Annotated in this window: 18 protein-coding genes, 1 tRNA gene and 2 pseudogenes; 7 read left to right on the top strand and 14 right to left on the bottom strand. The window is 59.7% G+C overall.

Going from position 1 to position 23,143, the window contains the following annotated elements:
* Positions 1–117: 117 nt before the first annotated feature.
* Positions 118–1,524: a glutamate--tRNA ligase gene (gltX, locus tag AX768_RS05520; protein ID WP_061999116.1), complete on the bottom strand. Its 1,407-nt coding sequence runs from the start codon at positions 1,522–1,524 to the stop codon at positions 118–120.
* A gap of 200 nt (positions 1,525–1,724) precedes the next feature.
* Here gltX and AX768_RS31905 point away from each other — a divergent pair.
* A pseudogene (locus AX768_RS31905) lies at positions 1,725–2,317 on the top strand (patatin-like phospholipase family protein); the annotation flags it as partial.
* Positions 2,318–2,477: 160 nt separating this feature from the next.
* Here the strand turns inward: AX768_RS31905 and ltrA are convergent.
* Positions 2,478–3,806 (bottom strand): group II intron reverse transcriptase/maturase, encoded by a 1,329-nt coding sequence (ltrA, locus tag AX768_RS05505; protein ID WP_197672647.1) that lies wholly within the window; start codon positions 3,804–3,806, stop codon positions 2,478–2,480.
* Between the two features lie 501 nt (positions 3,807–4,307).
* Between ltrA and AX768_RS05500 the strand changes: the two are divergent.
* Positions 4,308–4,811, top strand: a pseudogene (locus AX768_RS05500) (patatin-like phospholipase family protein); the annotation flags it as partial.
* 23 nt (positions 4,812–4,834) lie between these two features.
* Here AX768_RS05500 and AX768_RS05495 read toward each other — a convergent pair.
* The 8 genes from AX768_RS05495 to AX768_RS05460 all read right to left on the bottom strand — a co-directional run bounded on the left by AX768_RS05495 (position 4,835) and on the right by AX768_RS05460 (position 16,462).
* Positions 4,835–6,094 (bottom strand): c-type cytochrome, encoded by a 1,260-nt coding sequence (locus AX768_RS05495; RefSeq protein WP_061999112.1) that lies wholly within the window; start codon positions 6,092–6,094, stop codon positions 4,835–4,837.
* On the bottom strand, positions 6,091–6,663 hold the full coding sequence (locus tag AX768_RS05490; protein ID WP_082778754.1) for a (2Fe-2S)-binding protein: 573 nt from the start codon (positions 6,661–6,663) through the stop codon (positions 6,091–6,093). Before AX768_RS05490 ends, AX768_RS05495 begins: the two co-directional genes overlap by 4 nt.
* A complete protein-coding gene (locus tag AX768_RS05485) occupies positions 6,660–9,500 on the bottom strand; it encodes a xanthine dehydrogenase family protein molybdopterin-binding subunit (protein WP_061999110.1) in 2,841 nt (946 codons plus the stop codon). The genes AX768_RS05490 and AX768_RS05485 overlap by 4 nt, the downstream gene beginning before the upstream one ends.
* Before the next feature lie 485 nt (positions 9,501–9,985).
* Entirely contained in the window at positions 9,986–10,696 is a 711-nt protein-coding gene (locus AX768_RS05480; protein ID WP_061999109.1) for a C40 family peptidase, read from the bottom strand.
* A gap of 137 nt (positions 10,697–10,833) precedes the next feature.
* Positions 10,834–12,432, bottom strand: a complete 1,599-nt coding sequence (locus tag AX768_RS05475; protein WP_061999108.1) for an ABC transporter ATP-binding protein — start codon at positions 12,430–12,432, stop codon at positions 10,834–10,836.
* Positions 12,429–13,523: an ABC transporter permease gene (locus tag AX768_RS05470; protein ID WP_061999107.1), complete on the bottom strand. Its 1,095-nt coding sequence runs from the start codon at positions 13,521–13,523 to the stop codon at positions 12,429–12,431. Before AX768_RS05470 ends, AX768_RS05475 begins: the two co-directional genes overlap by 4 nt.
* 13 nt (positions 13,524–13,536) lie before the next feature.
* The gene (locus tag AX768_RS05465) at positions 13,537–14,571 is read right to left on the bottom strand and encodes a microcin C ABC transporter permease YejB (protein ID WP_061999106.1); all 1,035 of its coding nucleotides are present in this window, start codon (positions 14,569–14,571) and stop codon (positions 13,537–13,539) included.
* Positions 14,572–14,599: 28 nt separating this feature from the next.
* Positions 14,600–16,462, bottom strand: coding sequence for an extracellular solute-binding protein (locus AX768_RS05460; protein ID WP_061999105.1), 1,863 nt, complete (start codon positions 16,460–16,462; stop codon positions 14,600–14,602).
* 216 nt (positions 16,463–16,678) lie between these two features.
* On the opposite strand from AX768_RS05460, the gene fabI reads away from it, so the two are divergent.
* A complete protein-coding gene (fabI, locus tag AX768_RS05455; RefSeq protein ID WP_061999104.1) occupies positions 16,679–17,476 on the top strand; it encodes an enoyl-ACP reductase FabI in 798 nt (265 codons plus the stop codon).
* A 91-nt stretch (positions 17,477–17,567) separates the two neighbouring features.
* Here fabI and AX768_RS05450 read toward each other — a convergent pair whose 3' ends face one another.
* Both AX768_RS05450 and AX768_RS05445 read right to left on the bottom strand, forming a co-directional pair.
* Positions 17,568–17,954 (bottom strand): hypothetical protein, encoded by a 387-nt coding sequence (locus AX768_RS05450; protein ID WP_061999103.1) that lies wholly within the window; start codon positions 17,952–17,954, stop codon positions 17,568–17,570.
* Between the two features lie 256 nt (positions 17,955–18,210).
* Positions 18,211–18,558 carry a hypothetical protein gene (locus AX768_RS05445; RefSeq protein ID WP_061999102.1) on the bottom strand — a complete coding sequence of 116 codons (348 nt, stop codon included), beginning with the start codon at positions 18,556–18,558 and terminating at the stop codon, positions 18,211–18,213.
* A gap of 1,271 nt (positions 18,559–19,829) precedes the next feature.
* On the opposite strand from AX768_RS05445, the gene AX768_RS05440 reads away from it, so the two are divergent.
* On the top strand, positions 19,830–20,201 hold the full coding sequence (locus AX768_RS05440; RefSeq protein WP_061999101.1) for a single-stranded DNA-binding protein: 372 nt from the start codon (positions 19,830–19,832) through the stop codon (positions 20,199–20,201).
* A 17-nt stretch (positions 20,202–20,218) separates the two neighbouring features.
* On the opposite strand, the gene AX768_RS05435 is transcribed toward AX768_RS05440, so the two are convergent.
* Complete coding sequence (locus AX768_RS05435; RefSeq protein WP_061999100.1) at positions 20,219–20,947, bottom strand: nuclear transport factor 2 family protein; 729 nt, start codon at positions 20,945–20,947, stop codon at positions 20,219–20,221.
* 140 nt (positions 20,948–21,087) lie between these two features.
* Between AX768_RS05435 and AX768_RS05430 the strand changes: the two genes are divergently transcribed.
* From AX768_RS05430 to AX768_RS05420, 3 genes are all read left to right on the top strand, one after another.
* Positions 21,088–21,879: a helix-turn-helix domain-containing protein gene (locus AX768_RS05430; RefSeq protein WP_061999099.1), complete on the top strand. Its 792-nt coding sequence runs from the start codon at positions 21,088–21,090 to the stop codon at positions 21,877–21,879.
* Between the two features lie 215 nt (positions 21,880–22,094).
* The gene (locus AX768_RS05425) at positions 22,095–22,400 is read left to right on the top strand and encodes a DUF4258 domain-containing protein (RefSeq protein WP_061999098.1); all 306 of its coding nucleotides are present in this window, start codon (positions 22,095–22,097) and stop codon (positions 22,398–22,400) included.
* Between the two features lie 7 nt (positions 22,401–22,407).
* Positions 22,408–22,854 carry a helix-turn-helix domain-containing protein gene (locus AX768_RS05420; RefSeq protein ID WP_061999097.1) on the top strand — a complete coding sequence of 149 codons (447 nt, stop codon included), beginning with the start codon at positions 22,408–22,410 and terminating at the stop codon, positions 22,852–22,854.
* 115 nt (positions 22,855–22,969) lie between these two features.
* On the opposite strand, the gene AX768_RS05415 is transcribed toward AX768_RS05420, so the two are convergent.
* A tRNA-Ser gene (locus AX768_RS05415) sits at positions 22,970–23,063 on the bottom strand.
* Positions 23,064–23,143 lie beyond the last annotated feature (80 nt).

Below are 23,143 nucleotides of genomic sequence, written 5' to 3'. Positions count from 1 at the left end.
TACCTTTCGCCACAGCTTCTGAAAATAAATCGTCTTCAGGGTGCAAAACGGACACGTGAATCAGACACCGTTCGTGCCCGTTCCAAATTGCCGGCGCGAGCACGTCCGTTGCCAGGATCAGGGGGCACCCTTTTCCAGCCGCGCCAGCACCGTTTCGCGTCCGAACAACATCAACACGGCGTCAATAGAGGGCGTATGCGTGGTGCCTGCGACCAGCAGACGTACGGGCATGGCCAGATGCGGCATCTTGAGCTTATGGCTCGCCAGCGTGGCTTTGAATGCCGCCGAGATCGCCTCCTTGTTCCATTCAACTTCGCTCAGTGCATGGCGCAGGTCGGCCAGCGCCGGACGCACGGCGTCGGTGACGTGCTGCTCGAGCGCAGCCGGGTCGATCACGGGTTCGCGATAGAACATGGCGGCGTTCTCGGCAATCTCCTTTACCGTCGATGCACGATCCTTCAGCAACCCGATCACGAGCTCGAGTGCCGGCCCTTGTTCCAGCATGGCCGCATCGATGCCCAGGTCCGCCAGGAACGGCTTGGTGAGCATCTCGAGCCGTGCGTTGTCGGCTTCCTTGATGTAGTGCGCATTCAGCCAGTTCAGACGGTCTGGATCGTATTGCGCCGGGGACTTGCCCAGATGGTCGAGATCGAACCACTCCACAAACTGTTCGCGCGAGAAGATTTCCGCGTCGCCGTGCGACCAACCCAGCCGCGCCAAATAGTTCAGCACCGCTTCCGGCAGGTAACCGCTGTCGCGATACCCCGTCACGCTAACCGCGCCGTGACGTTTGCTCATCTTCTCGCCCTGCTCGTTGAGCACGGTCGGCAAGTGCGCGTACACCGGCACCTCGCCATCCAGCGCACGCAGGATGTTGATCTGCCGCGGCGTGTTGTTCACGTGGTCATCGCCGCGAATCACGTGGGTGATTTTCATGTCGAGGTCGTCCACGACCACGCAGAAGTTGTACGTGGGCGTGCCGTCCGGACGCGCGATCACCAGGTCGTCGAGTTCGTCATTCGAGATCTCGATGGTGCCCTTTACCGCGTCGTCCCAGCTCACCACGCCGCCAATCGGATTGCGGAAGCGGATCACGGGCGATACGCCTTCGGGAATGGGCGGCAGCACCTTGCCCTCTTCGGGGCGCCACGTGCCGTCGTAACGGGGTTTTTCGCCCGCGGCGCGCTGGCGTTCACGCAATGCGTCGAGTTCTTCCGTCGACATGTAGCAGTGGTATGCAAGGCCCTTGTCGAGCATCTGCTTGAGCACTTCGCGATACCGCTCCATGCGCTGCATCTGATAGATCGGACCTTCGTCATAGTCGAGGCCGAGCCATTCCATGCCCTCCAGAATGGCGTCCACGGATGCGTCGGTTGAACGTTCCAGGTCGGTGTCCTCGATACGCAACACGAAAACGCCCTTCATCTTGCGCGCGAACGCCCACGGATAAAGCGCGGAGCGAATGTTGCCGAGGTGGATGAAGCCTGTGGGGCTGGGAGCGAAACGGGTACGGACTTGGGTCATGTGCGGTGTGCTCGATAGCTCAAATGCGCATGCCGGCACGGACTGCCAGACAGGCGATACATCGGGGAACGGCTTGGGGCAAAGTGTTTTCGCGCCGTGTTCCGCGCGGTTACTGATTAACACTGCAAGCGCTCAATGCGAGATGGAATTATACCCGCCGGGGACTTTCGACCTGCGGCGGCCGGTCATCATGTTTTATCATGTCCGCCGCTACAGGACGGCGTATCCGAACGGCCAGGTCCGCCGACCGGACGCGCGCCTCCCGCTTGATCCGCTCAAATACGCTTCGTTCGCCGCACAGCAGGAGAACTCCTTGAAATCGCCGCTTTCCCCGCCGCTCCCCCCTTTGCCTCGCCTGTCCGGCTTGTCCCGCCGGGCGTTCTCTCTCGGCTGCGCGTCCGCGGTCCTCAGCGCCTGCACGACGGCTACCACATCTCAAACATCGTCCAGTTCAGCGGGGACATCGGGCGTCACGCCGGCTTCGCCGGTCGCGACATCGCCGCAGCGACCCGTCCGCATCGGTCTTGCACTCGGCGGCGGCGCGGCGCGCGGGTTCGCGCATATCGGCGTGATCAAGGCGCTCGAAGCGCGCAACGTGAAGGTGGACCTGCTGAGCGGCACGAGCGCGGGATCGGTGATCGCGGCGTTATCGGCATCGGGGATGAACGGGATTGCCATCAACAAACTCGCGCTCACCATGGACGAAGCGTCGATCAGCGACTGGGCCATGCCGTTTCGCACGCGCGGTTTCCTGCAAGGCGTGGCGCTGCAGAATTACCTGAACAAGACGCTCGGTAGAGTCGAGATGTGGCGCGGTGGCGGTAGGGTTGGTTTGTCTGTTGCCGCCTCTTTCGTCTGGCGGTGCCCGAATAACCTCACCATAGCTCCGTTTCCACATCCCGCTCATCGAACCGGACGTGCGGATTTCCCGCATCCGGCTCTCTTTCAGAACATCAGACCTTCGCGTTCGAACGGTTGGCGGCAAGCGTGCGGAGGCGTATCAGTCCCAATGATTCGTAAAGGAACTGGTCAGAGTATTGGCGGTACCCCGTTCCCGTCTTCCCGCGTTTGCGCATCAACCAGACCCGTAGGCGCCGCGCGACGTACCGGTCGAGATCTTCATAAATCCGCGTCACTGGGCCTTGATTAAAATAACCGGCCCAACCTCGCAACAACGGATTCAATTCCGTGACTCGACTTTCTACGTCAAGGGCGTTCCAACGCCGAGTTGTGGCGTCGTGGACCGCATCCTTCAGCCGCTTGATAGACTTCTTCGACGGCCGGGTGCCCCAGTACGGACGGCCTCCCAAACCATAGAAGCGACCGACGGTATAACCGAGGAAGTCAAACCTCTCGTCCGGCAACTTCACCAGCCGAGTTTTCTTCTCGTTGACCGTCAGGCCGAGTTTTCCCATCAAGTGCCGCATCGCTTCCATCGCTCCCTCACCACGTCCTTCGCGACAGAGGATCACAAAGTCATCGGCATAATTCACGATTTCCGCCTGATACTTATCGGCGTAGCCGTGGCCATACCAAGCCAGCATGAACCGCCGGAAGTACAGGTTTGCGAGCAGTGGCGATATCACGCCACCTTGCGGTGTGCCTCGATGACTGTCCTTTGCTTCCGTGGATTGCCGCTCACCGTTCGATGTGCGTTCGATCACAGGGGCGTTTAGCCAGTCGCGAATCACCGACAGCACGGAGCCGTCGGCTATACGCCGAGCCACACAGCGCATCAGGTCGCCATGCGGAATGGTGTTGAAATAATCAGACAGGTCAGCATCGACAACATCCCGTGCACCCCGATCGACAATGCCGAAATGGATGCGCCGTAACGCCATCTTTGCGTCCACTCCCGTCCGAAAGCCATATTGCCAGCGAAACAAGTCCACTTCGAAGATCGGACCTGTTACCAGCAATACCGCCATCTGCACCACACGGTCCCGAACAGTTGGAATACCGAGTGGCCTTTCGCCACCACTAGCTTTGGGGATCCATACGCGCAGCAAGGGCTGAGGCCGATAAGTCTTGGCCTTTAACTCTTGCTGCAATCTTTCCAGCCAGTCGTTTCGTCCATGTTCTTCGATATCCTCGAAACGCTCTCGATCGACTCCCGGCGCACCGCGGTTTGCGCGGCAGCGCCGATAGGCGTCGAACAGAACATCTTCTCGGCACACCTTGTCCCACAGACTGTAGAACCGCGTAGCCGGTTCGTTCTTTGCTTTCGTCTGCAATGTGGTCTGTAGCGTCCGAACCGAATCAAGCAAGGTTAGTAGACTCACGTCAATCCTTGGGTTCTTTCCACTTTCCGCCATTTGCTCTGAAACAGGGGGCCTTGGCTCCACCAGCGTTACCCGGCTTCATCACTACTACGCCCCCATCCGCCATCCGTGCGGCCGGCTCGATCTCTCACGAGATTGCCGTTGCGCGACTGCCCGCCACGCACCGACACGGACTTCCCTTGTTGCACGGTTAATCGCTTCTCTGCGTGCTGCCACCACTACCCCGGTGGAACCGCCGGATGCGTATCTCGCTCGCTTCTCCGACGACATCGGCCTTCCTCGTTATTATGGCGAGTCGGCTTCCACAACGATTTTTCGAGGCCTGCTCAGTGTTCACTCACGTTGCGGCCCGCAGAGCCCGCTGACCTCCTTCGAGGCCTTTTCAAAGAGTGCTTCAGCCCATTTGTTACCTCCTGGACCGCCCCTTGTGCTTCCGGCCGGAGCGAGAGTTGGCCGGGTCGGATTTGCACCGACCAATCAACCGTGCCTTAGCAAGGCACACATAACAAGCCGATCGAGAAGATGGCGAAACCGCTCGGGATCGTTGCAACCGACCTGAAAACCGGCCAGCCGATCCTCTTCCAGCGCGGCAATACGGGCATTGCCGTGCGTGCATCGTGCAGCGTGCCGTCGATCTTCGAGCCCGTGAAGATCGGCGGCCACGAGTATGTGGACGGCGGACTGGTGAGTCCGGTGCCGGCCGCTTTTGCGCGCAAGATGGGTGCGGACTTCGTGATCGCGGTGGATATTTCAGCGCGTCCGGAAACGGCGCTGACGCAGAGCTCTTTCGACGTGCTGATGCAGACCTTCACGATCATGGGCCAGACCATCAAGGCCTACGAGCTCGATAAATACGCCGACTTCGTCATTCGCCCGAACCTCGCCGCCATGAGCGGCAGCGACTTCAGTCAGCGCAATGCGGCGATCCTGGCGGGCGAAGAAGCCGTTGCCAGGATCTGGCCCGATCTGCAACGGCAACTGGCGGCCAAAGGCGCTGCCGTCTGAGAGGACGGAAGCGCCCAGGGGCCTTAGTGCGACGGCGCGTCTCGCAGCGCCTTGACCTTCGCCGCGGTGACATCGCCGGGTTGGCCGCCCCAGCCTGAACGAAGATAGTTCGCGAGTTGCGCAAGTTCTTCGTCGTTGAGCGTCTTGGCGAACGCCGGCATTGCCTGCAGGCTCTCCGTGCCTGGGAACGCCGACGCTTCCACGCCGTCGAGCATCGCGACGAGCATGTTGTGCGGATCGGCCTGACGCAGCGTGGAACTGCCTTGCATCGATACCGACACGTGCGGCTTGCCTTCCCCGCCGAGTCCGTGACACCCCGCGCACACCGCGACGTAGGTGTTGCGGCCAGCGGCGACCTGAGCGGCATCCGCCGATCCCGGCTGTACGGGTGTTGGCGGCGGCGGTGCGTCGCCCAGCAGATAAACCGACATCGCGCGCAAGTCGCCCGGCGACAGATATTGCGTGCTCAGATAAACCACCGGATGCATCTCTCCGAACGCGGGTCCCTGACGGCTGATCCCGGTCGCGAAGAATGTTTGCAGGTCGGCGCCGGTCCATCCGCGCGCGACGAGCGCGGCGGGTGTGATATCCGGTGGAACGACGCGTCCGAGATCCGATCCGTGCAGCGCCTTCGCCCCGTTCATCTGCCCGAACGCGCCACGCGGCGTGTGACATTCGGCGCAATGGCCCAGCGCGTTAGCCAGATATTTCCCGCGCGTCCAGTCAGCCGACGTTCCAACGGATGCATCCGGCAAGCTGTCTTTCAGGAACAGCATGTTCCAGAACATCACGGCAAACCGCATGTTGAACGGGAACTTGAGGTCGGGCTTGAGGTTCGGCACAGCAGCCGGTTTTTGCGCCATCAAGTAGGCGTAAATGTCGTCGCTGTCCGCACGCGTCATTGTCCGGTACGACGTGTAGGGCATCGCCGGATAGAGCTGGCCGTCGGGCGTCACGCCATCGTGCAGGGCCTTGTAGAACTCGGCCGCCGTCCATTTGCCTATGCCATGCACCGGGTCCGGCGTGATGTTCGTGCCATAGAAGGTGCCGAACGGCGAGCCGAGGCGCACGCCGCCCGCAAACGGTGCGCCGCCGGGACTCGTGTGGCACGCGGCGCAATCGGCGGCCTTCGCAAGATAACGGCCGTGTGCGATCTGATCGGGCGTGGACGTGCGCGCATCGACGGACGTATTGTCGGGCGTCTTGCTACACGCCGCCAAAGTAGACAGGGCCGCGATGCATAACGCCAGGGCGCCAAGACGAAGTGAGGATGTCGTGCTCATGCGGAATCCTTGACGAGCCCGGGCGTGTTCATCACAACGTCCTTTACCGCTTCGTAATAGCGTACATAGCCTGTGCATCGGCAGATGTGGTTGTCGAGCGCCTTCATGATCTCGCTATCCACCGATGCCTTCGAGATCGGCTCGCGCTTCAGACGTTCGATAAAAACCGTCGCAGCATTGACGAATCCCGGCGTGCAGTACCCGCATTGAAAACTGAAGTGCTCAAGGAATTTTTGCTGCACCGGCGAGAGTTCGATAATCTCGCCTTGCTCGTTCTTCGAACCGTGACCTTCGATGGTCCGGATCTTCTTGCCATCGAAGAAATGCGCGCCCGTGATACACGAACGCACTTCCTCGCTGGTTCCGTCGGGCTTGTCGAGAATCACCACGCACGCGTGGCAGACGCCCTGCCCGCAGCCGAGCCGCGAGCCCGTCAGACCGACGTATTCGTGCAGGAAGTCGATCATCATCAGCCCGTCGGGCGTCTGGACCGGACCGGTCGCCACCCCGTTGATGGTGAGCGACAGAGGCTTCATCTGGATCATGCTGGTTTGATTAGGGGCCGTCATGCGAGCGCCTCCTGAATGTTTTGGGGCGTGACAGGCAAGTCGTTGAACCGATGCCCGATAGCGTGCGCAATGCCGTTGACGATTGCTGCCACCACCGGAATCATCACCACTTCCGCAATGCCCTTCGGCGGATCGGTTTCGGACAAGGGCGGCAGCACTTCGCCGGTCTGGGTCCAGACGGCGACATCGCTTGCGCGCGGCAGGTGATAGCGGTTGAAGTTCCAGGTGCCGTTGCCGGGACCTTCCTCGTAAAGCGGCAAATACTCGTGCAGCGCGTGGCCAATACCCATCGCCAGGCCGCCCTGCAACTGGCCTGACACGAGTTCCGGCGAAAGCATGTTGCCGCACTCCATGATCGAGTGATGCGAGAGCACATCCACGCGGCCGCTTGCTTCATTGACCGAGAGTTCGACCAGCGTTCCGACCGCGCTGTAATACGTCACGGCCGCGTTATTGCGCTGAACAGGCGCGATGAAAACGCGCTTGCGGTTCACAGCGTGATACGCGGGCGCAGCGGGTGCGGCCTCGCCCTTGTTGGCTTCCCCTTTTTTGGCTTCCCCTTCGCCGAAGAGCAGCGACAACCCGTCTATTGGCAAACGGTCCGTTGCGCCACGGATGTCGAACTCGGCTTCGGTCCATTGCCACCGGTTGAACACGTGCACGACCGCGCCGGTGACGAGCCCGAGTTCGTGCGCCTTCTTCGCAAGTTGTTCTAGCGGCAGGGGTTCGAGACCCGCCGCGGTCAGCTTGCCGTCCACCCAGCGCGCATCTTCGCGCCGGACGACCAGCGGCGCAGCCTGACCGCCGCCAATACCGCCACCCCAGATGGACATGGCTGCCGGCCACAAGCCATGAGTGAAGACGACGCGCGCTGCTTCATGCGTGCTGTGCGTGAAATAGAACGCCGAATTCGTGGCACTCGAAGGCGATGCCAGCTCCGGGGTCCATCGCGGATTCGCCGACACTTTGTCCTGCTCGGCTTGCGACATCATGTACGGGTCGCCGCTCGTGATCATCGGCAATTCGGGCCAATCGACAATTGCCATGCGAACCTCCGCCGCCGGCTTGCCGAGCCACTTCGCGCACGCGATTGCCTGCGACGTGGAAATGCCCGTGCCGATTTCAGCGGCGGTGTGCTGCAGCTTGATCGTGCCGTCGGCCGCGATCTCGACCTTAGCAAAAGAAGCCTCCGCGCCCGTGCCGAAATCTTTCTGCACGCAGGCGAACCCCACGCCGTACCGGTTGCCCGGATGCGCGAATTCGTACTCGGCCTTCTTCTTCGCGCGTTCGGTCCAGAGCGGATGAACCTTGGCTCTCTGCAGGACTTCGTCGACGCGAATTGCGCCCGCCGGGATCGCGCCCTGAGTGTTTTTCATGCCCGAACGCAGCGCGTTTTTCAACCGCAAATCGATGGCGTCCGTTTCGAGCTGCCCGGCCACTTCATCGATCAGCATCTCGGTTGCAGCCATGGTCTGCAGCGTGCCATAACCGCGCGCGGAACCGGCATCGATTGCACGCGATGCGGTCGCCACACCCAACAGATCGCTTTTCGGAAAGTAATAGATCGACTGCGCGGCCGACGCGCCCACCATCGCGACCGATGGTGAAAAATTCGAACGCCCGCCGCCGTTGACTTCGAGCTCGGCGTTGAACGATTGCAGCATGCCGGTTTTCTTATCGACACCGATCCGGTAGTGCATCTTCGACGCATGACGCTTGATGGAAGTCTGGAACTGCTCGTAGCGGTCAAAGGCAAGGCGCACCGGCCGGCCATCGCCGTACATGGCGGCGACAAGGCCGTAGAACGGCACGTTGTAGTGATCCTTCGACCCGTAACCGACGGTCGATACCGGGTGCACGAAGAGGTTTTTCACCGGAAACCGGCACTTCGCCGCCATACCCGCGGCGCTTGCTGCGACTTCGGTCGGCCCTTGCGTGGGCACAACCATGTGCAGCGACTGCGTTGACGCGTCGTACCAGCAATTCGCGTTGTCGGCTTCGAGCGCGGCGGTATCGACGGATTGCGTCGTGTAGTGACGATCCAGCACCAGCCAGTCTGCCGGCGGATGGTCCAGTTCATCGCGCAACTTCCCGGCATGGAACATGCCCTGCTGATCGAGCTTGCCGCTTGCATTGCCGGCGGCCCACAGCGGCTCGTGCTTGCGCATCGCGCTTGGGAAAAGCATGGTGTCTTTCAAGCTCGAGAACGTGTCCTCGTCGAACGGGGTCGCACCGCCGACGCGCACGAAGCGAAACGTGCCCCATGGATCGCGTTCGAGCGGCCCGGTCTTCGCGCCGTAGCGAATGACGTCTTCGTGGAACTGCAGCGCGTCTTTCGCGAAGCGAAAGCTCGCGAAGTCGTGATAGATCAGCATCGCGACGGCATGGCCCAGATAGGCCGGCGTCTTGCCCTGAGGCAGGAGCATGTCGTCGCCATAGAAGGCGGGGAACGCGAGACCGTCACGCGCCAGATCCTCGGCCGTGACGATCCGGTCGGGTTTCAGTTCGTCGCCAAGCAGGCCGAGATCGAAGCCCTCATAGGTCCGGTCGGCCTGCGTCGTGCGCAAGATCAACGCATGGGACTGCTGGTTCGGCCAGTGCGGCATGTCAGCGGCGCGTACGTCACGAGCAAACACCTTGGACCCGGTGACCTTTGCAATCCCGTCGATACGAAACTTCGCGCGGCCGGTCGCCGCATCCCATTGGATCGGCGTCAGCACCTTTTCTTCAAACAACGCGGCGAAAGCGCGACTGCCAAGCGGCGCGATGATGACAGTCAGTCCTGCAACGACGCTCGCCTTAAGAAAACCACGACGCGATCGGTCGAGTTCCCCCATATCACTCTCCTCACCCAAGCGACTCAACGCCCTTAGGTCACATTCAATCAAATTCCGGAACTCATTTCGGATTCCGAAACTATTAACTTTTAGAACCAGCCGTTTATTCGTTGCAAAGGAAGAATGACGGGGTTAAAAAGCGCTTCCGATCCTAAACGCACTTCGGTTCGTCAGGGTGCAAGGATTTGCAGCAGCCTGTTTCGAATTTCAACATGCGCTTTTATTCACTTCGAAACGCTTTGACGGCATCTACGTGATTGGCTGCGGCAGGGAGCCGCAGTCAGCGTGAAAAGCTGGCGATTGTACGTGGCAAGGTTGCCTGCAGGCAGCGATCAGGGTGTCAAGTTTTGTGCTTGAGCGTGCAAGCGTGCCCGAGTTGTTTCGACCAACGACAAAAGCCCGCCTTCTTTCGAAAGGCAGGCATGCGTTGCTGGCTGGCTGGCGCGTATTTACCTATCAGCCGGCATCAGCTCATTTCAAATAATTTAATTGTCGCCGTTGCCACCAATCGTGGCGCTAACTCGCTGGCGCAGATCCACGCCGTCGATGGGGAACGTCGCTTCGATTCGACGAGCGCCGGTATAACGCTTTTCCCAATAGCTGTTGTCCATGTCGTCGACACGGATCGTGCTGCCCGTGGACGGCGAATGCACAAACTTGTTGTCGCCAATATAGATGCCGACATGCGAGAACGAACGGCGCATTGTGTTGAAGAACACCAGATCGCCTGGTTTCAGCTCGCTCACGCGAACCTTTTCACCAACCCGGCTCATCTCTTCCGCGCGGCGCGGCAGCGTCATGCCGAGCGTGTCCTGAAACACGTAGCGCACAAAGCCGCTGCAATCCAGGCCGGAGTCCGGCGTGTTGCCGCCCCAGCGGTAACGCACGCCGATCATGTTGAGCGCGCCGACGACCACGTCGCCTGCCTTGCTCGCCATGCCGGAAAGAAAAGAACGCGTACCGCCAGTTGTAGAAGCGGGTGCCGGAGAAGATGAGGTGCTTGTCACGTTGCTGGATCCTGCAACGGGATAGATGTCATTCGCTGCTTTCGGCGACGAAAAAATGCCGTTGCTGGCATTTTGGCTCGAAATGTTGACTTCGTCGGCGAACGCACCGCTAGCTGCTGTCATCATCAGGCCGATCAACATGCTGGCTGCTGCACGCGCGCATGTCTGAGTCAAGGTCAATGGCTGCATCGGTCGGTAAGTTTGGGGTGAAAAGTCTGAAAAATCAGGGCGATGCGGAAAAAGTTTGCTCGATACTAGCCAGATATTATTTACATGTCAAAAGGCATAGAAAAATACAATTAAGATGCGCACCTAATTGGTGAAAATTAGGCCGCGATCGCGGCTTTCAGTAACTTTCTTGTGTATTCGTGGGACGGCGTGGCAAAAATATTCTCCACATCACCGGTTTCCACGACAGTTCCGTTCTGCATGACCACCACCCGGTGTGCCATTGCGCCGATGACCTCCAGGTCATGGCTGATAAAGACATAGCCCAGGTTGTACTTCTGTTGTATGTCGGCTAGCAGACGTAAAACTTGATGTTGAATTGAAACATCGAGTGCGCTGGTGGGCTCATCGAGGATCAGGATGCGCGGTTCGAGCACCAATGCGCGGGCAATGGCGATTCTCTGACGCTGGCCGCCGGAAAACTCGTGCGGATAACGATTCAGGCATGTCCGATCCATGCCGACTTCCCGCAGGACCGCCACGACCTTTGCGTGACGGGCGGCAGCGTCGAGCCCGGGACGATGCAGCGCCAGCCCCTCCCCCACGATCCGCTCGATGGTCTGGCGGGGCGAGAGCGAGCTGTACGGGTCCTGAAACACGACCTGCATGTTCGATCGCAGCACCGTCTGCTCACGGCCACGGTAATCGGCGAGCAAACGCCCCTGGAACTCGACCTGTCCGTGCGAGGTCCGCTGCAAACCGAGCAACGCCATGGCCAACGTGGATTTGCCTGAGCCCGACTCGCCGACAATGCCGAGCGTCTCGCCCTGCCGCACGCTTACGGAAACGCCGTCGACCGCCTTGAACGCGCCGCGCCGGAACCAGCCGCCCACGCCCGCGATCTTCGTGGCGAATTCCACCGATACATCCTTCGCGTCGAGCAGAACTGGCGACAACGGCAACACCGGCAACACCGTCCGCTCCGGTTTGCTCTGGAGCAGGCGGATCGTGTACGGATGCTGCGGCGACGCGAAAATCGATTCCACCGTGCCGCTTTCCACCAGCACACCCTGCTCCATCACAGCCACGCGCTGCGCGAACTTGCGCACCAGGTTGAGATCGTGCGTGATCAGCAACACGGCCATGCCGCGCGACGCGGCTTCATCGCGTTGAAGTTCGAGGAGCAATTCCACGATCTGCGCACGGATCGTGACGTCGAGCGCCGTCGTCGGTTCGTCGGCGAGAAGCAGGCGCGGGCGGCACGCAAGCGCCATCGCGATCATCGCGCGCTGCCGTTGTCCGCCGGAAAGCTGATGCGCATACCGGTCGATGCGTTTTTCCGGCTCGGTAATGCCCGTGCGCGCCAGCAGGTCGATCGCGCGGCGACGGGCATCGCGTGCCGATACACCATCGTGCAGCACGATGGTCTCGATGATCTGGTCGCCGATTGTGTACAGCGGGTTGAGCGCCGTCATTGGCTCCTGGAAGATCATCGCGATGTCGGAACCGCGCAGCTTGCGCATCTCCGGCTCGCTCTTCGAGAGCAACTCCTGGCCGTCGAACCGGATCGACCCGGTCAGGTCGGCATCGCGTAAAAGACGGAGGATCGATAACGCCGTCACGCTTTTGCCCGACCCCGACTCGCCCACCAGCGCAACGCGCTCACCGGCTGCGATCCTGAGGCTGACGCCATCGACCGCCATGGTGTCGCCAAAGCGCACCCGCAAATCCGCGATGTCCAGCAACGGCGCGCTCATTTCCCGCCTCCGGCCTTGATGGCATCCGAGATGCGGGTGTCGAGCGCATTACGCAGCGCGTCGCCCATGAACGTGAGCAGCAACAGGGTCGCGACCAGCACGCCAAAAGTCGATAACGAAATCCACCACGCGTCGAGATTCGCCTTGCCTTGCGCGAGCAGTTCGCCAAGCGACGGCGTCGGCGAAGGCACGCCGAGGCCGAGAAAGTCGAGGCTCGTGAGCGCGAGGATGGCGCCGCTCATGCGAAACGGCAGGAACGTGATGACGGGTGTGAGGCTGTTGGGCAGGATATGCCGCCAGATGATCTGCGCATTCGACAACCCCATCGCCCGCGCCGCGCGAACATAGTCTTGCGTGCGGTTGCGCAGGAACTCGGCGCGCACGTAATCGGACAAGCCTATCCATCCGAAAAGCGAAAGCAGCACGACGAGCAGCAGCAAACTCGGCTCGAAGATGGACGCAAAGATGATCAGCAAATAAAGCTCGGGCAGCGCGCTCCAGATTTCGATCAGGCGCTGTCCGGTCAGGTCGGTGCGTCCACCGAAGTAACCCTGTACCGCGCCGGCCAGCATGCCGAGCACAGTGCCGATTGCGGTCAGCACCAGCGCGAAGATCACCGAGACGCGGAATCCGTACAGAAGCCGCGCGAATACATCGCGGCCGCGGTCATCGGTGCCGAGCCAGTTTTCGCGCGATGGCGGCGCCGGGTTCGAGCCCTTCGAAAAGTAGTTCAGCGTGTCGTAGTAGTAGTGATTCGGCGGATAGACGGCGAAGTTGCTGCCCTCGCTGAAACGGTCGCGAATGTACGGGTCGAGGTAATCGGCGGGTGTCGGGAAGTCACCGCCGAAGGTGGTTTCCGAATACGTCCTCACCAGCGGAAAATAGAGCTGCCCCTGATAGCGAACGACCAGGGGTTTGTCGTTGGACCATAACGGTCCGGCCAGGCTGATTGCAAACGCGATCACGAAGATCACGAGGCTCCAGTAACCGAGCCGGTTGCGTTTGAAGCGCTGCCAGACGCGTCGTCCGGGCGTGGTCGAGACAGGCGCACTCAATGGTTTTGCGTCGCTGTCGCGGGGCGTGCGGAGCATGGACTGGTTCAACTCAACGCTCCAGTTGTTCGAATTGAATGCGCGGGTCGACCCACACATAACAGAGGTCGGAGATGAGCTTGGTGGCAAGTCCGATCAGCGTGAACAAGTACAACGTGCCGAGCACGACCGGGTAATCACGCCGCACGACGGATTCGTATGAAAGCAGGCCGAGTCCATCGAGTGAAAAAAGCGTTTCGATCAGCAAGCTGCCCGTGAAAAACGCACCGATGAACGCGCCGGGAAATCCTACGATCAACGGCAGCAATGCGTTGCGAAAGACGTGCTTCCACAGCACCGTGCGCTCGGACAAACCCTTTGCCCGCGCAGTCAGAACGTATTGCTTGCGGATTTCATCGAGGAAAGCATTCTTTGTCAGCATGGTGATCACGGCGAAACTGCCGACTACCGATGCAATGATCGGCAACGTGATATGCCACAGGTAGTCCGCGATTTTCCCGCCAAGGCTAAGGGTCGCCCAGTTGTCCGAGGTGAGATTGCGCAGCGGAAACAGTTGCCAGAACGAGCCGCCACCGAAGAGCACGAGCAGCAACACGCCGAGCACGAAACCCGGAATCGCGAAGCCGATCAGTACGAGCAAGCTGGTGGTCACATCGAATGTGGAGCCATTGCGCACCGCCTTTGCAATGCCGAGCGGCACCGATATCAGATAGGTAATAAAAAACGTCCACAAGCCGATGCTGATCGACACCGGCAGTTTCGATACGATCAGCGACCACACGCTTTGATGCCGGAAATAACTATCGCCAAGGTCGAAGCGCGCGAAACGGCCGAGCATCAGGAAGTAGCGTTGGAGCGGGGGTTTATCGAAGCCGTATAGCGCGCGGAGTTGCGCGACTTGTTGCGCGTCCACGCCGGTATGCTGGCGCATGCCGAAACTCGTGCCCTGCTCGCCGCGCCGCAATTCGTGCACGGCCTGCTCGACCGGTCCGCCCGGTACGAACTGGATCACGGCGAACGTGAGCGTGAGGACACCGAGCAAGGTCGGGATCATCAGCAAGATGCGTTTGAGGATGTAGCTCCACATAAGCGGCGCTCCGGTTGAATGCTTTGATTTACTGCGCGGTCGGCTGCGCGGGTTTGAACCACCACGTGGATGTGATCCAGTCCTCGGCGGTGTAGTAGAGCGGCAAGGTCGCTGGATACGCGAGCGTGTTTCGATAAGCGACCCGGTGCGACGCCGTGTACCAATGCGGGATCACATAGTAGCCGTGCATCAGCACACGGTCGAGCGCATGGGTGGAATCGAGAAGCTGCTCGCGTGTCTGCGCGCCGATCAGCGTATGCACGATCGAATCGACCGCCGGCGACTTCAAGCCGATGTAATTATCCGAACCCTGCTGATCCGCCGATTTGCTGCCGAACCGCGTCTCCTGCTCCGTGCCCGGAATCTGCACGTCGGGCATGCGGATGCTCGTGACGTCGAAGTCGAACGCGTCGAGCCGTTTCTGGATCAACGCGAAATCCACCGTGCGGAAGTTCGCCACGATCCCGAGCTTCTGCAAGTTGCGCTGGAGCGTCGCTACGACGGGTTCCATCGATGCGCCGCCGCCCGAATCGTCGAGTATCTCGAACACGAACGGATCGCCCTTCGCGTTGCGCAACGCGCCGTCGCGATACGTCCAGCCGGCATCGGCGAGAAGCTGGCGCGCCTTGATCAGGTTTGCGCGCAGGGAGCCGGGGGAATCGGTGCTGGGCTGCTTCACCATCGGGCCGAAGACAGCCGGGTCGAGTTGCGCGCGCAGCGGCGACAGGATCGCAAGTTCACCCGCGCTCGGCATGCCGGTCGCCGCGAGATCCGTGTTGGCAAAAAAACTGTCGATGCGCGTGTATTGGTTAAAGAACAATTGCCGGTTCAGCCACTGGAAGTCGAAGGCCAGATCGATGGCCTGCCGCACGCGCACGTCCTTGAACAAGGGGCGGCGGGTGTTGATGAAGAACCCCTGCATGCCCGTGCCGTTGTGATTGCGGAATTCGCGCTTGACCAGTTCGCCGTTATCGAAGCGTTTGCCGATGTCACGCCGTACCCAGTTGCGCGCGATGTACTCCACGAGCGCATCGTATTCGCCGGCCTTGAACGCTTCCAGCCGTGCAACGCCATCCGAATACAGCTTGTAGTTGATACGCTCGAAGTTATACGTGCCGACGCGCACGGGCAACGCGTTGCCCCAATACGCCGGATTGCGCTTGTAAGTGATCGTGCGGCCGTTGTCATATTGCTCGATGAGATACGGTCCGCTGCCTATGGGCTTCTCAAACGCGAGTTGATCGAACGGTACGTGGCTTCCGTCCGGCTTCATGCCCCACTTGCGCGAAAACACCGGAATCCCGCCCGCGATGAACGGCATCTCGCGCGTGCGCTCCTTGAACTCGAAGCGAATCGTCAACGGATCGACAATCACCGCCCGCGAAATCTGTCCGAAGTACACCGAATACTGTGGCGCTGCCTGCGGGCTCTTGAGCGTCTCGAACGAGTACTTGACGTCGTCGGAGGTGACGGGATCGCCGTTCGAAAACCTCGCTTTCGGATTGATATGGAACGTGGCTGAGAGGCCGTCGGACGCGACGCTGATGTCATCGGCGAGAAGACCATAGGCGGTCGATACTTCGTCGAGGCTTCCCGTCGTCAGGCTCTCGAACATGAAGCCGAGACCGGGCGCCGAGTTGCCGCGCAGCGTGAAGGGGTTGAACTTGTCGAAGCTCGTCAGCCGGTTCGGATTGGCAAGGACGAGCGTGCCGCCGCGCGGCGCGTCAGGATCGACGTAATCGAAGTGCTTGAAACCGGCCGGGTATTTCGGCTCGCCATACTGCGCGATGGCATACACGGCGAATGCCGGATGGGAAACCGCGAGTGCGCCGAAGGCAACAGCCAAACCTGCGAACAGTGGACCGAGGACCCGTCGGGAGCCAGTCGTCATGAGTGCCTTTATGCGTACCATTGCAACGATGATTGAAAACGTCCGGCAAGCATCGTCCGGCAATGCCTGCTCAACCCGCGGCCGAGCCGCGGCAGTGTGAGAGAATTCTACTTAAAACAACTGTCCCGGGCATTGTAACGAGGCGCACAGGCTTCTCGCGCCGCAATCGCGCCATCATTCGGGGCAGGCGCAATACTGACTTCTTAAGGAGCATTCATGGGATTTCTCGCTGGAAAACGGATTTTGCTGACGGGCTTGTTGTCGAACCGGTCGATCGCCTATGGCATTGCGGCGGCATGCAAGCGTGAAGGCGCCGAACTCGCATTCACGTACGTGGGCGAGCGCTTCAAGGATCGCATCACCGAGTTCGCGACGGAATTTGGCAGCGATCTCATATTTCCTTGCGACGTGGCAAGCGACGAGGACATCGATGCCCTTTTCACGTCGCTCAAGGGACGCTGGGACACGCTCGACGGTCTCGTGCATTCCATCGGCTTTGCGCCGCGCGAAGCGATTGCAGGCAATTTCCTCGATGGCATGACGCGTGAGAACTTCCGCATCGCCCACGATATTTCGGCGTACAGCTTCCCGGCGCTCGCAAAAGCCGCCCAGTCGATGCTTTCCCCCGATGCTTCCTTGCTCACGCTCAGCTATCTGGGCGCGGAGCGTGCGATCCCGAACTACAACACCATGGGTCTCGCGAAGGCATCGCTGGAAGCGAGCGTGCGGTATCTGGCGGAATCGCTGGGCGGGAAAGGCGTGCGTGTGAACGGCATCTCGGCCGGCCCGATCAAGACGCTGGCGGCAAGCGGCATCAAGGGCTTCGGCAAGATCCTGGAATTCGTCGAAAACAACGCGCCGTTGCGGCGCAATGTGACCATCGATCAGGTCGGCAACGTCGCGGCGTTCCTGCTGTCAGATCTTGCGGGCGGCGTAAGCGCGGAGATCATTCACGTCGACAGCGGCTTCAACGCGGTGGTTGGCGGCATGACACCTCTGGCTGCGGCGGAGTAAGTCGTCGATCGGAAGCCTTGGTCTTACAGCAAATGCAAAGGCCGTCCCGTTTTACCGGGACGGCCTTTTGTATTGTGGATCGTGCGAGGGGTTATCTGCGGTGGTCGTTTCCGTGACCGCCGCCGTGACCATTTCCACCGCCCCCGCCGCCATGGCCATGCTGCGGACCACCGTAGTAGCCCCGACCGCCGCCATTATGCCGATACCAGTCGTCGCGAGCCCAGTAACGCCGTCCATCGTAGTACCGGTTTCCATACCACCCGATCACAACCGGGGGCGGTGCGTACACAGGCGCCGGCTGATAAACGACCGGCGGGGGCGGCGGCGCGTAATACGGCTGCGGCGCAACGTAGACGGGTGCAGGAATGCCGATATTGATACCCAAGTGCACGCCGCCCGCGTGGGCCGCGCCGGACAAGGTGATGAGGCAAATGCCGGCAATGCCTGCAAGACTGCGGATGCTTCTGGTCGTATTCATGTGTAAAGGCGCGCCTCGGGCCGTCATTGTTCAGGTGGAAGCGAATATAGCGGATCGAGACCAATCCAGTATTTCAACTTTGTAAGTTGTTCGGTGACGAGTGATATCGTCTGTGGAAAGCTTACTCTTTGTTACGTACAGGAGGACGGCGGACAGCGGCGAAGATCGCTGCCGTGCAACTTGTATAAAAGGCCATCCGGCTTTCGCCGAATGGCCTTGTTGCTGGGGCCTCGGACTTGAACCAGACCACGTTCGCTCAATACCCGCGACGATCGCCGTATCGCGGACCGCCGCCATGATGTCGGTACCAGTCGTCGCGTGCCCAGTAGCGGTGGCCATCGTAATAACGGTCGCCATGCCAGCCGATCACGATCGCGGGTTGCGCATACACCGGCGGAGGCGGCGCATAGACAACTGGCGGCGGCGGTGCATAGACCACGGGTGGCGGGGGCGGCGCATAAACCGGTTGCGGCGCGACATACACCGGCGCGGGAACCCCGATATTCACACCTAAGCGAACCTGTGCCATAGCTGCACCAGACAGTCCCAACGCCCCGATGGCGACTGCGCCTGCAAGAATCGATGTCTTTAACGTGTTGTTCATTTGAAGACCACCTCAACGGAATGTTGTTATGGAAATCTTAGCTGAACGATCTCCGGGTAGTGTTTCAACGCAGTAACCCCGAATTACGACTACCGACCGGATGTGACATAAAATTTCAGCGGTTCGCCCGATGTGCGGGGGCTTGGCGTGGGAAAGCAGCGCCGCCCCTCTGCCTCACGACCGGAAGTGGCACTTGGTCTGTCGCAGCCCTGACGAGCGCCGCCAGTTCTGCGCACACCGTCCCGCCTGCAGGTCGGTCGGCGCACATTGTTCGAACGTGATTGAGCTTGCCGCTAAAGTTTCCCACCGTTTCCCGTTATTGATGGCTGTGACTTAAGACACTGCCGTCATTTTCCAGCGGGCCTCGCCAATAACAAATGTTTTCCCGGCACTCCAAATTCGTTCGACGTGTTATCTGGGATACCAGCCTGAGGAAATGCGGCTGCTTGCGCGTTGTTATTCGGATGGCTTGGCGCGGGACGGTATATCGATCGCGCCTGATCAGTAGTTTCTTTTAGTGCTTCCCGGACAAACCGGCTTTTACCGCTTTCGTCACTATGTTTCGGCACTCAACCATATTTGATATATCTGCTAACCTGGCCAACAGGCTTGCTCATTCAACCTAACGGCAAGGCGTCTGATCCTGGTTATAACGTTCTATTCAATCACGGTTTCCGTGATGCAGCCATTACAAACGCGCTGAACGGTACAGCAGAAGGAGGGAGCGCTGTTCGAAGTAAAGGCATTGGAGAGCTTGGCAACACCCTTATCGTGTAAGTGCGCTTAGCTTTGGGTTATGACCGATAAGCAGATTGCATAGGCTGGCGCATGGGACCATCAGCTGAAACCAAGCCAACGGCCAAGCTGGCCTTTCATTTAACTCGTAAAGCATCGTTGCCCTGCTATGAAGCAGGGCAACGCGCTCTCTTATTACTCTCAGGTCTAGTGGCTTTACTCCATTACGTCATAGAGCGCCCTCTTTCAATAATCGTAGCATTTAATTATTAAAGTGATAAGTGATTTTAGTGGTGTTTGTCGCGTCCGGTTCTTATACCTTTACCTACCGCACGCGCATGCTTTTTTAGGATGAATGGCATGATTAGCGGGCGCTTATGCGTCGCAGCATGAGAAACGCCTTGGAACGCCGATTTTCGCCTTCTAAATTTGACTCAAGCTGTTCGCGCGCTTGCACTGCAAATCGAAAGCTTGTGCGGTTACCACGCCCTGTCGCAGTCCCAGTGAGACAATCCGTGATTTCGAAGGAACATACGATGATCGACGGTCTCGTTTCCGGACGAATCTACGGTACTGCGCAAGTGCGCACCGGCCAGCACGGCACGCATTTCGTCACATGCCGCGTTCGTGCCACGGCAGGCGATGGAGAGAGCCTTTTCATCAACGTGATCGCTTTCGACGATATAGCCAAGGAAGCGCTGCAGGCGCTCGATGACGGCGACAGCGTCTCCCTCGCCGGCGCGCTCACGCCGAAGGTCTGGACCGACAAGCAAGGCATTGCGAAGCCGGCGCTGGACATGGTCGTCCACGCCGTCCTGAGCGCCTATCACGTACAGCAAAAGCGCCGCACGGTGCGCGGACAGCCGGATATCGACGTGGATCAGGATGACGTCCTGGGCGATGTATAACCGCTGACCACAGCCTTTCAGCGGTTCAACGAAAGCACCAGCGGGTGGTCGCAAAAGATGCGGTTTTCATGGACCTGACCGTCCTTGTGCCGGACGCAGTCCACGCCTTCGAAACGCAGTGGCAAACCTTCGTGCGTACCCGTCGCGATCCATCGAATGAAAACCGTGTCGCCGCGGCTTGCGTAGTCTGCGACTTCGAGGCTGAAATCGGGAACCCGCCGGAGCAGTTCATGCAGCGGACAAACATACGCTTCGACGCCCTTCAGCGGTGTATCGAGCCCCGGCCAATATCCTTCGATATCCGCGGCCAGTTCGTCCGACGGCTTGCTGAAATCCGGCGCCGCCCAGAACGCTGCGTACTTCTCGACACTCCAGTCGCGGCCCATCAACGCACTGTCGATAAACCCCGTGATACTGGCGAAGCGTCCATCCATGCCGAAATCGCCTATATCCGTGCCGCTTGCAAACTGCCGCCCGGTTGCATCGATCAGACGCCAGCTGAAGCGCACCACTTGTCCCGTCGCATCTATCTTGCCAATACGCTCGAACTTCAAGCCCGGCATGGCCGCCTGGAACGCACCGATCATGCCGGCGAAGCCCTTGGGGCCCGTGCTGTTCATCATCGGGTCGGCGTAGCGCCCGCTTTCTTGGAACACCTGCGCGGCAAGCGTTTCGCGGCGCGATGTATCCGTCTCATTCCAGGCATCGATATAACGGCCTACCAGAACCTCATGCTCGGTCATCATGCTCTCCTGTTTTCAACGTGACTGACTTGCGGCCGAACCGGATTGGCACGGCGTGGAAGTCATGATCGGGAGAGGCGCGCGGCGCGTCGATTACGCGAGAGGTAATGGCCGCGTGCACGGCGCTTTGCTAAGGTAAGGACATGAACACTCTGACCTCGACGGCCGTGTCGGCCGTACCTATCGGCACGTTGATCAAGCATTGGCGCGAACGGCGGCGCATGAGCCAGCTTTTGCTTGCCAACGAAGCAGAGATCTCGAGCCGGCATCTGAGCTTTATCGAAACCGGCCGAGCCTCGCCAAGCCGCGCGATGGTGTTGCGTCTCGCCGAATACCTCGATGTTCCGCTGCGCGAGCGCAATCAATTACTCACGGCAGCCGGCTTTGCGCCGGTGTTCCGGGAACGCTCACTCGAAGATCAATCGATGGCGCCCGCAAGGCTCGCCGTCGAGCAAGTGTTGAAGGGACACGATCCCTACCCGGCGCTGGCAATCGACCGGCACTGGAATCTGATTTCGGCAAATGGTGCGGTCGCAGCGCTTGTCGCCAGTGCTGATCCTGCGCTGCTCGAGCCACCGGTCAACGTGCTGCGGTTGAGCCTGCATCCGAACGGGCTTGCGTCGAAGATCGCGAATCTCGGGCAGTGGCGAAGGCATCTGCTCGAACGGCTCGACGGCCAGATACGCGTAAGCGGCGACGTGCAACTCATCGCATTGCGCGACGAGTTATCGAGCTATCCGGGCGCCTCGAACGAAGACCGGACGATGGAATCGTCCATCGCCATTCCGTTCGTGTTGAATACCACGGCCGGACGTCTATCGTTTATCACGACGACGCTGGTATTTGGCACACCGGTCGACGTGACGCTGTCGGAGCTTGCCATCGAGATGTTCTTTCCCGCCGATGAAGCAACAGCCGCAGCGTTGAAGCGATAAAACTCCGTCGCTCTGCGAAGCAAAATCATTGATGGCTGCAACGTGCTGCGCGAGAGCTCGCGTGGTCACATCCCAATCTAATTTGCAGAATTATTACTTGCCGAAAATGCTTGAAACCGGCGAGTGTATAGGTCAAGCCTCGGCGCGGGCGAGGCAACCGACATGAAAATTTCGGTTGCGTTTTGAATCGCATCAACCTATACTTTTTATAGATTATGGCAACCAACCGCGATTGGGAAAAGCTCATTCATGAGATAGCGCAAAGCACCATCAACGTGATCTTTACCAGACATGCCGACGAGATGATGACAGCACGACGCATCACGAAAGCAATGGTGCTGGAAACGCTGCGTCGAGGACATATAGTGCGTCCACCCGTGCAGACGCCAGGCGGCAACATGAAGTGCCGGATGGAGTACGACTGTGGCGGGGACGAGATCAAGGTCATTGCGGCAGTAGCCGGCATGGGCGCGACGCAAACCATAGTTGTCACTGCGTTCGACAAAGATAGAGAGGAGTAGAAAAAAAATGTACACCTATACCGATGGCGGCTTGACCAACATTGTCGTCGCGAACGGCTACGAAGAGCACGACACCGAGTTTGGCCCGGGCGTTTCGTTTCACGACCTGGATGGCCTGATCCGGGCAATCTGCCTCGCGCTTGCAAGCAAGCGTTCACCGCTTACCGCCGAAGAGTTTCGCTATCTTCGGCAAGCGCTGTGTTTATCGCAGACGTCGGTTGGACGCTTGATGGGCGTAACCGATCAGGCCGTTGCCAAGTGGGAAAAGAAGCACGTTCCGCTGCCCAAGCTGGCCGACTTCGCCATGCGGGCCATCTACATGGAACACGTGGGTGGCAATCAGAAGGTCAAGGATCTGGTCGAAGCACTCAATGTGACAGAAAGAGTGTTGACCATCGTCATGCGTGAAACCGAGAAAGGCTGGCAGCACGAAGAGGAAGAAGCTGTTGCTTGAGAGGCGAAGTCCGCCGCGAGCCAGAAGACCTTGCGGGGCGTCTTGCAGATTCGTTGCTCAGCAGAAAAAACAAAACCCCGTAGATCTGACGATCTACGGGGTTTTGACCATCTTCTGGCGGAGACGGAGGGATTCGAACCCTCGATCCAGGTTTTAGCCCAGATGCTCCCTTAGCAGGGGAGTACCTTCAACCTCTCGGCCACGTCTCCTGCACTTTCTGCCGCGCGGGAGTCAACGCGACGAAGCCAAGATCATAGCGGGTTAGCGGCTGCGGGTCAATTTCATGAGA

The sequence above is a fragment of the Burkholderia sp. PAMC 28687 genome (assembly GCF_001577465.1).
In the GTDB taxonomy this organism is placed as follows: Bacteria; Pseudomonadota; Gammaproteobacteria; order Burkholderiales; family Burkholderiaceae; genus Caballeronia.
Note: the sequence above shows the minus strand (reverse complement) of the source record. Positions and strands in the feature narration are given on the sequence as shown.

Bases quoted from the DNA above. Each gene is read 5' to 3' on its own strand.
- AX768_RS05440 (WP_061999101.1), top strand. From the start codon at position 19,830: ATGATCGACGGTCTCGTTTCCGGACGAATCTACGGTACTGCGCAAGTG.
- AX768_RS05495 (WP_061999112.1), bottom strand. From the start codon at position 6,094: ATGAGCACGACATCCTCACTTCGTCTTGGCGCCCTGGCGTTATGCATC.
- AX768_RS05465 (WP_061999106.1), bottom strand. From the start codon at position 14,571: ATGTGGAGCTACATCCTCAAACGCATCTTGCTGATGATCCCGACCTTG.
- AX768_RS05445 (WP_061999102.1), bottom strand. From the start codon at position 18,558: ATGAACAACACGTTAAAGACATCGATTCTTGCAGGCGCAGTCGCCATC.
- gltX (WP_061999116.1), bottom strand. From the start codon at position 1,524: ATGACCCAAGTCCGTACCCGTTTCGCTCCCAGCCCCACAGGCTTCATC.
- AX768_RS05485 (WP_061999110.1), bottom strand. From the start codon at position 9,500: ATGGGGGAACTCGACCGATCGCGTCGTGGTTTTCTTAAGGCGAGCGTC.
- AX768_RS05490 (WP_082778754.1), bottom strand. From the start codon at position 6,663: ATGACGGCCCCTAATCAAACCAGCATGATCCAGATGAAGCCTCTGTCG.
- AX768_RS05425 (WP_061999098.1), top strand. From the start codon at position 22,095: ATGGCAACCAACCGCGATTGGGAAAAGCTCATTCATGAGATAGCGCAA.
- AX768_RS05420 (WP_061999097.1), top strand. From the start codon at position 22,408: ATGTACACCTATACCGATGGCGGCTTGACCAACATTGTCGTCGCGAAC.
- AX768_RS05430 (WP_061999099.1), top strand. From the start codon at position 21,088: ATGAACACTCTGACCTCGACGGCCGTGTCGGCCGTACCTATCGGCACG.
- AX768_RS05450 (WP_061999103.1), bottom strand. From the start codon at position 17,954: ATGAATACGACCAGAAGCATCCGCAGTCTTGCAGGCATTGCCGGCATT.
- AX768_RS05435 (WP_061999100.1), bottom strand. From the start codon at position 20,947: ATGATGACCGAGCATGAGGTTCTGGTAGGCCGTTATATCGATGCCTGG.
- AX768_RS05475 (WP_061999108.1), bottom strand. From the start codon at position 12,432: ATGAGCGCGCCGTTGCTGGACATCGCGGATTTGCGGGTGCGCTTTGGC.
- AX768_RS05480 (WP_061999109.1), bottom strand. From the start codon at position 10,696: ATGCAGCCATTGACCTTGACTCAGACATGCGCGCGTGCAGCAGCCAGC.
- fabI (WP_061999104.1), top strand. From the start codon at position 16,679: ATGGGATTTCTCGCTGGAAAACGGATTTTGCTGACGGGCTTGTTGTCG.
- AX768_RS05460 (WP_061999105.1), bottom strand. From the start codon at position 16,462: ATGACGACTGGCTCCCGACGGGTCCTCGGTCCACTGTTCGCAGGTTTG.
- AX768_RS05470 (WP_061999107.1), bottom strand. From the start codon at position 13,523: ATGCTCCGCACGCCCCGCGACAGCGACGCAAAACCATTGAGTGCGCCT.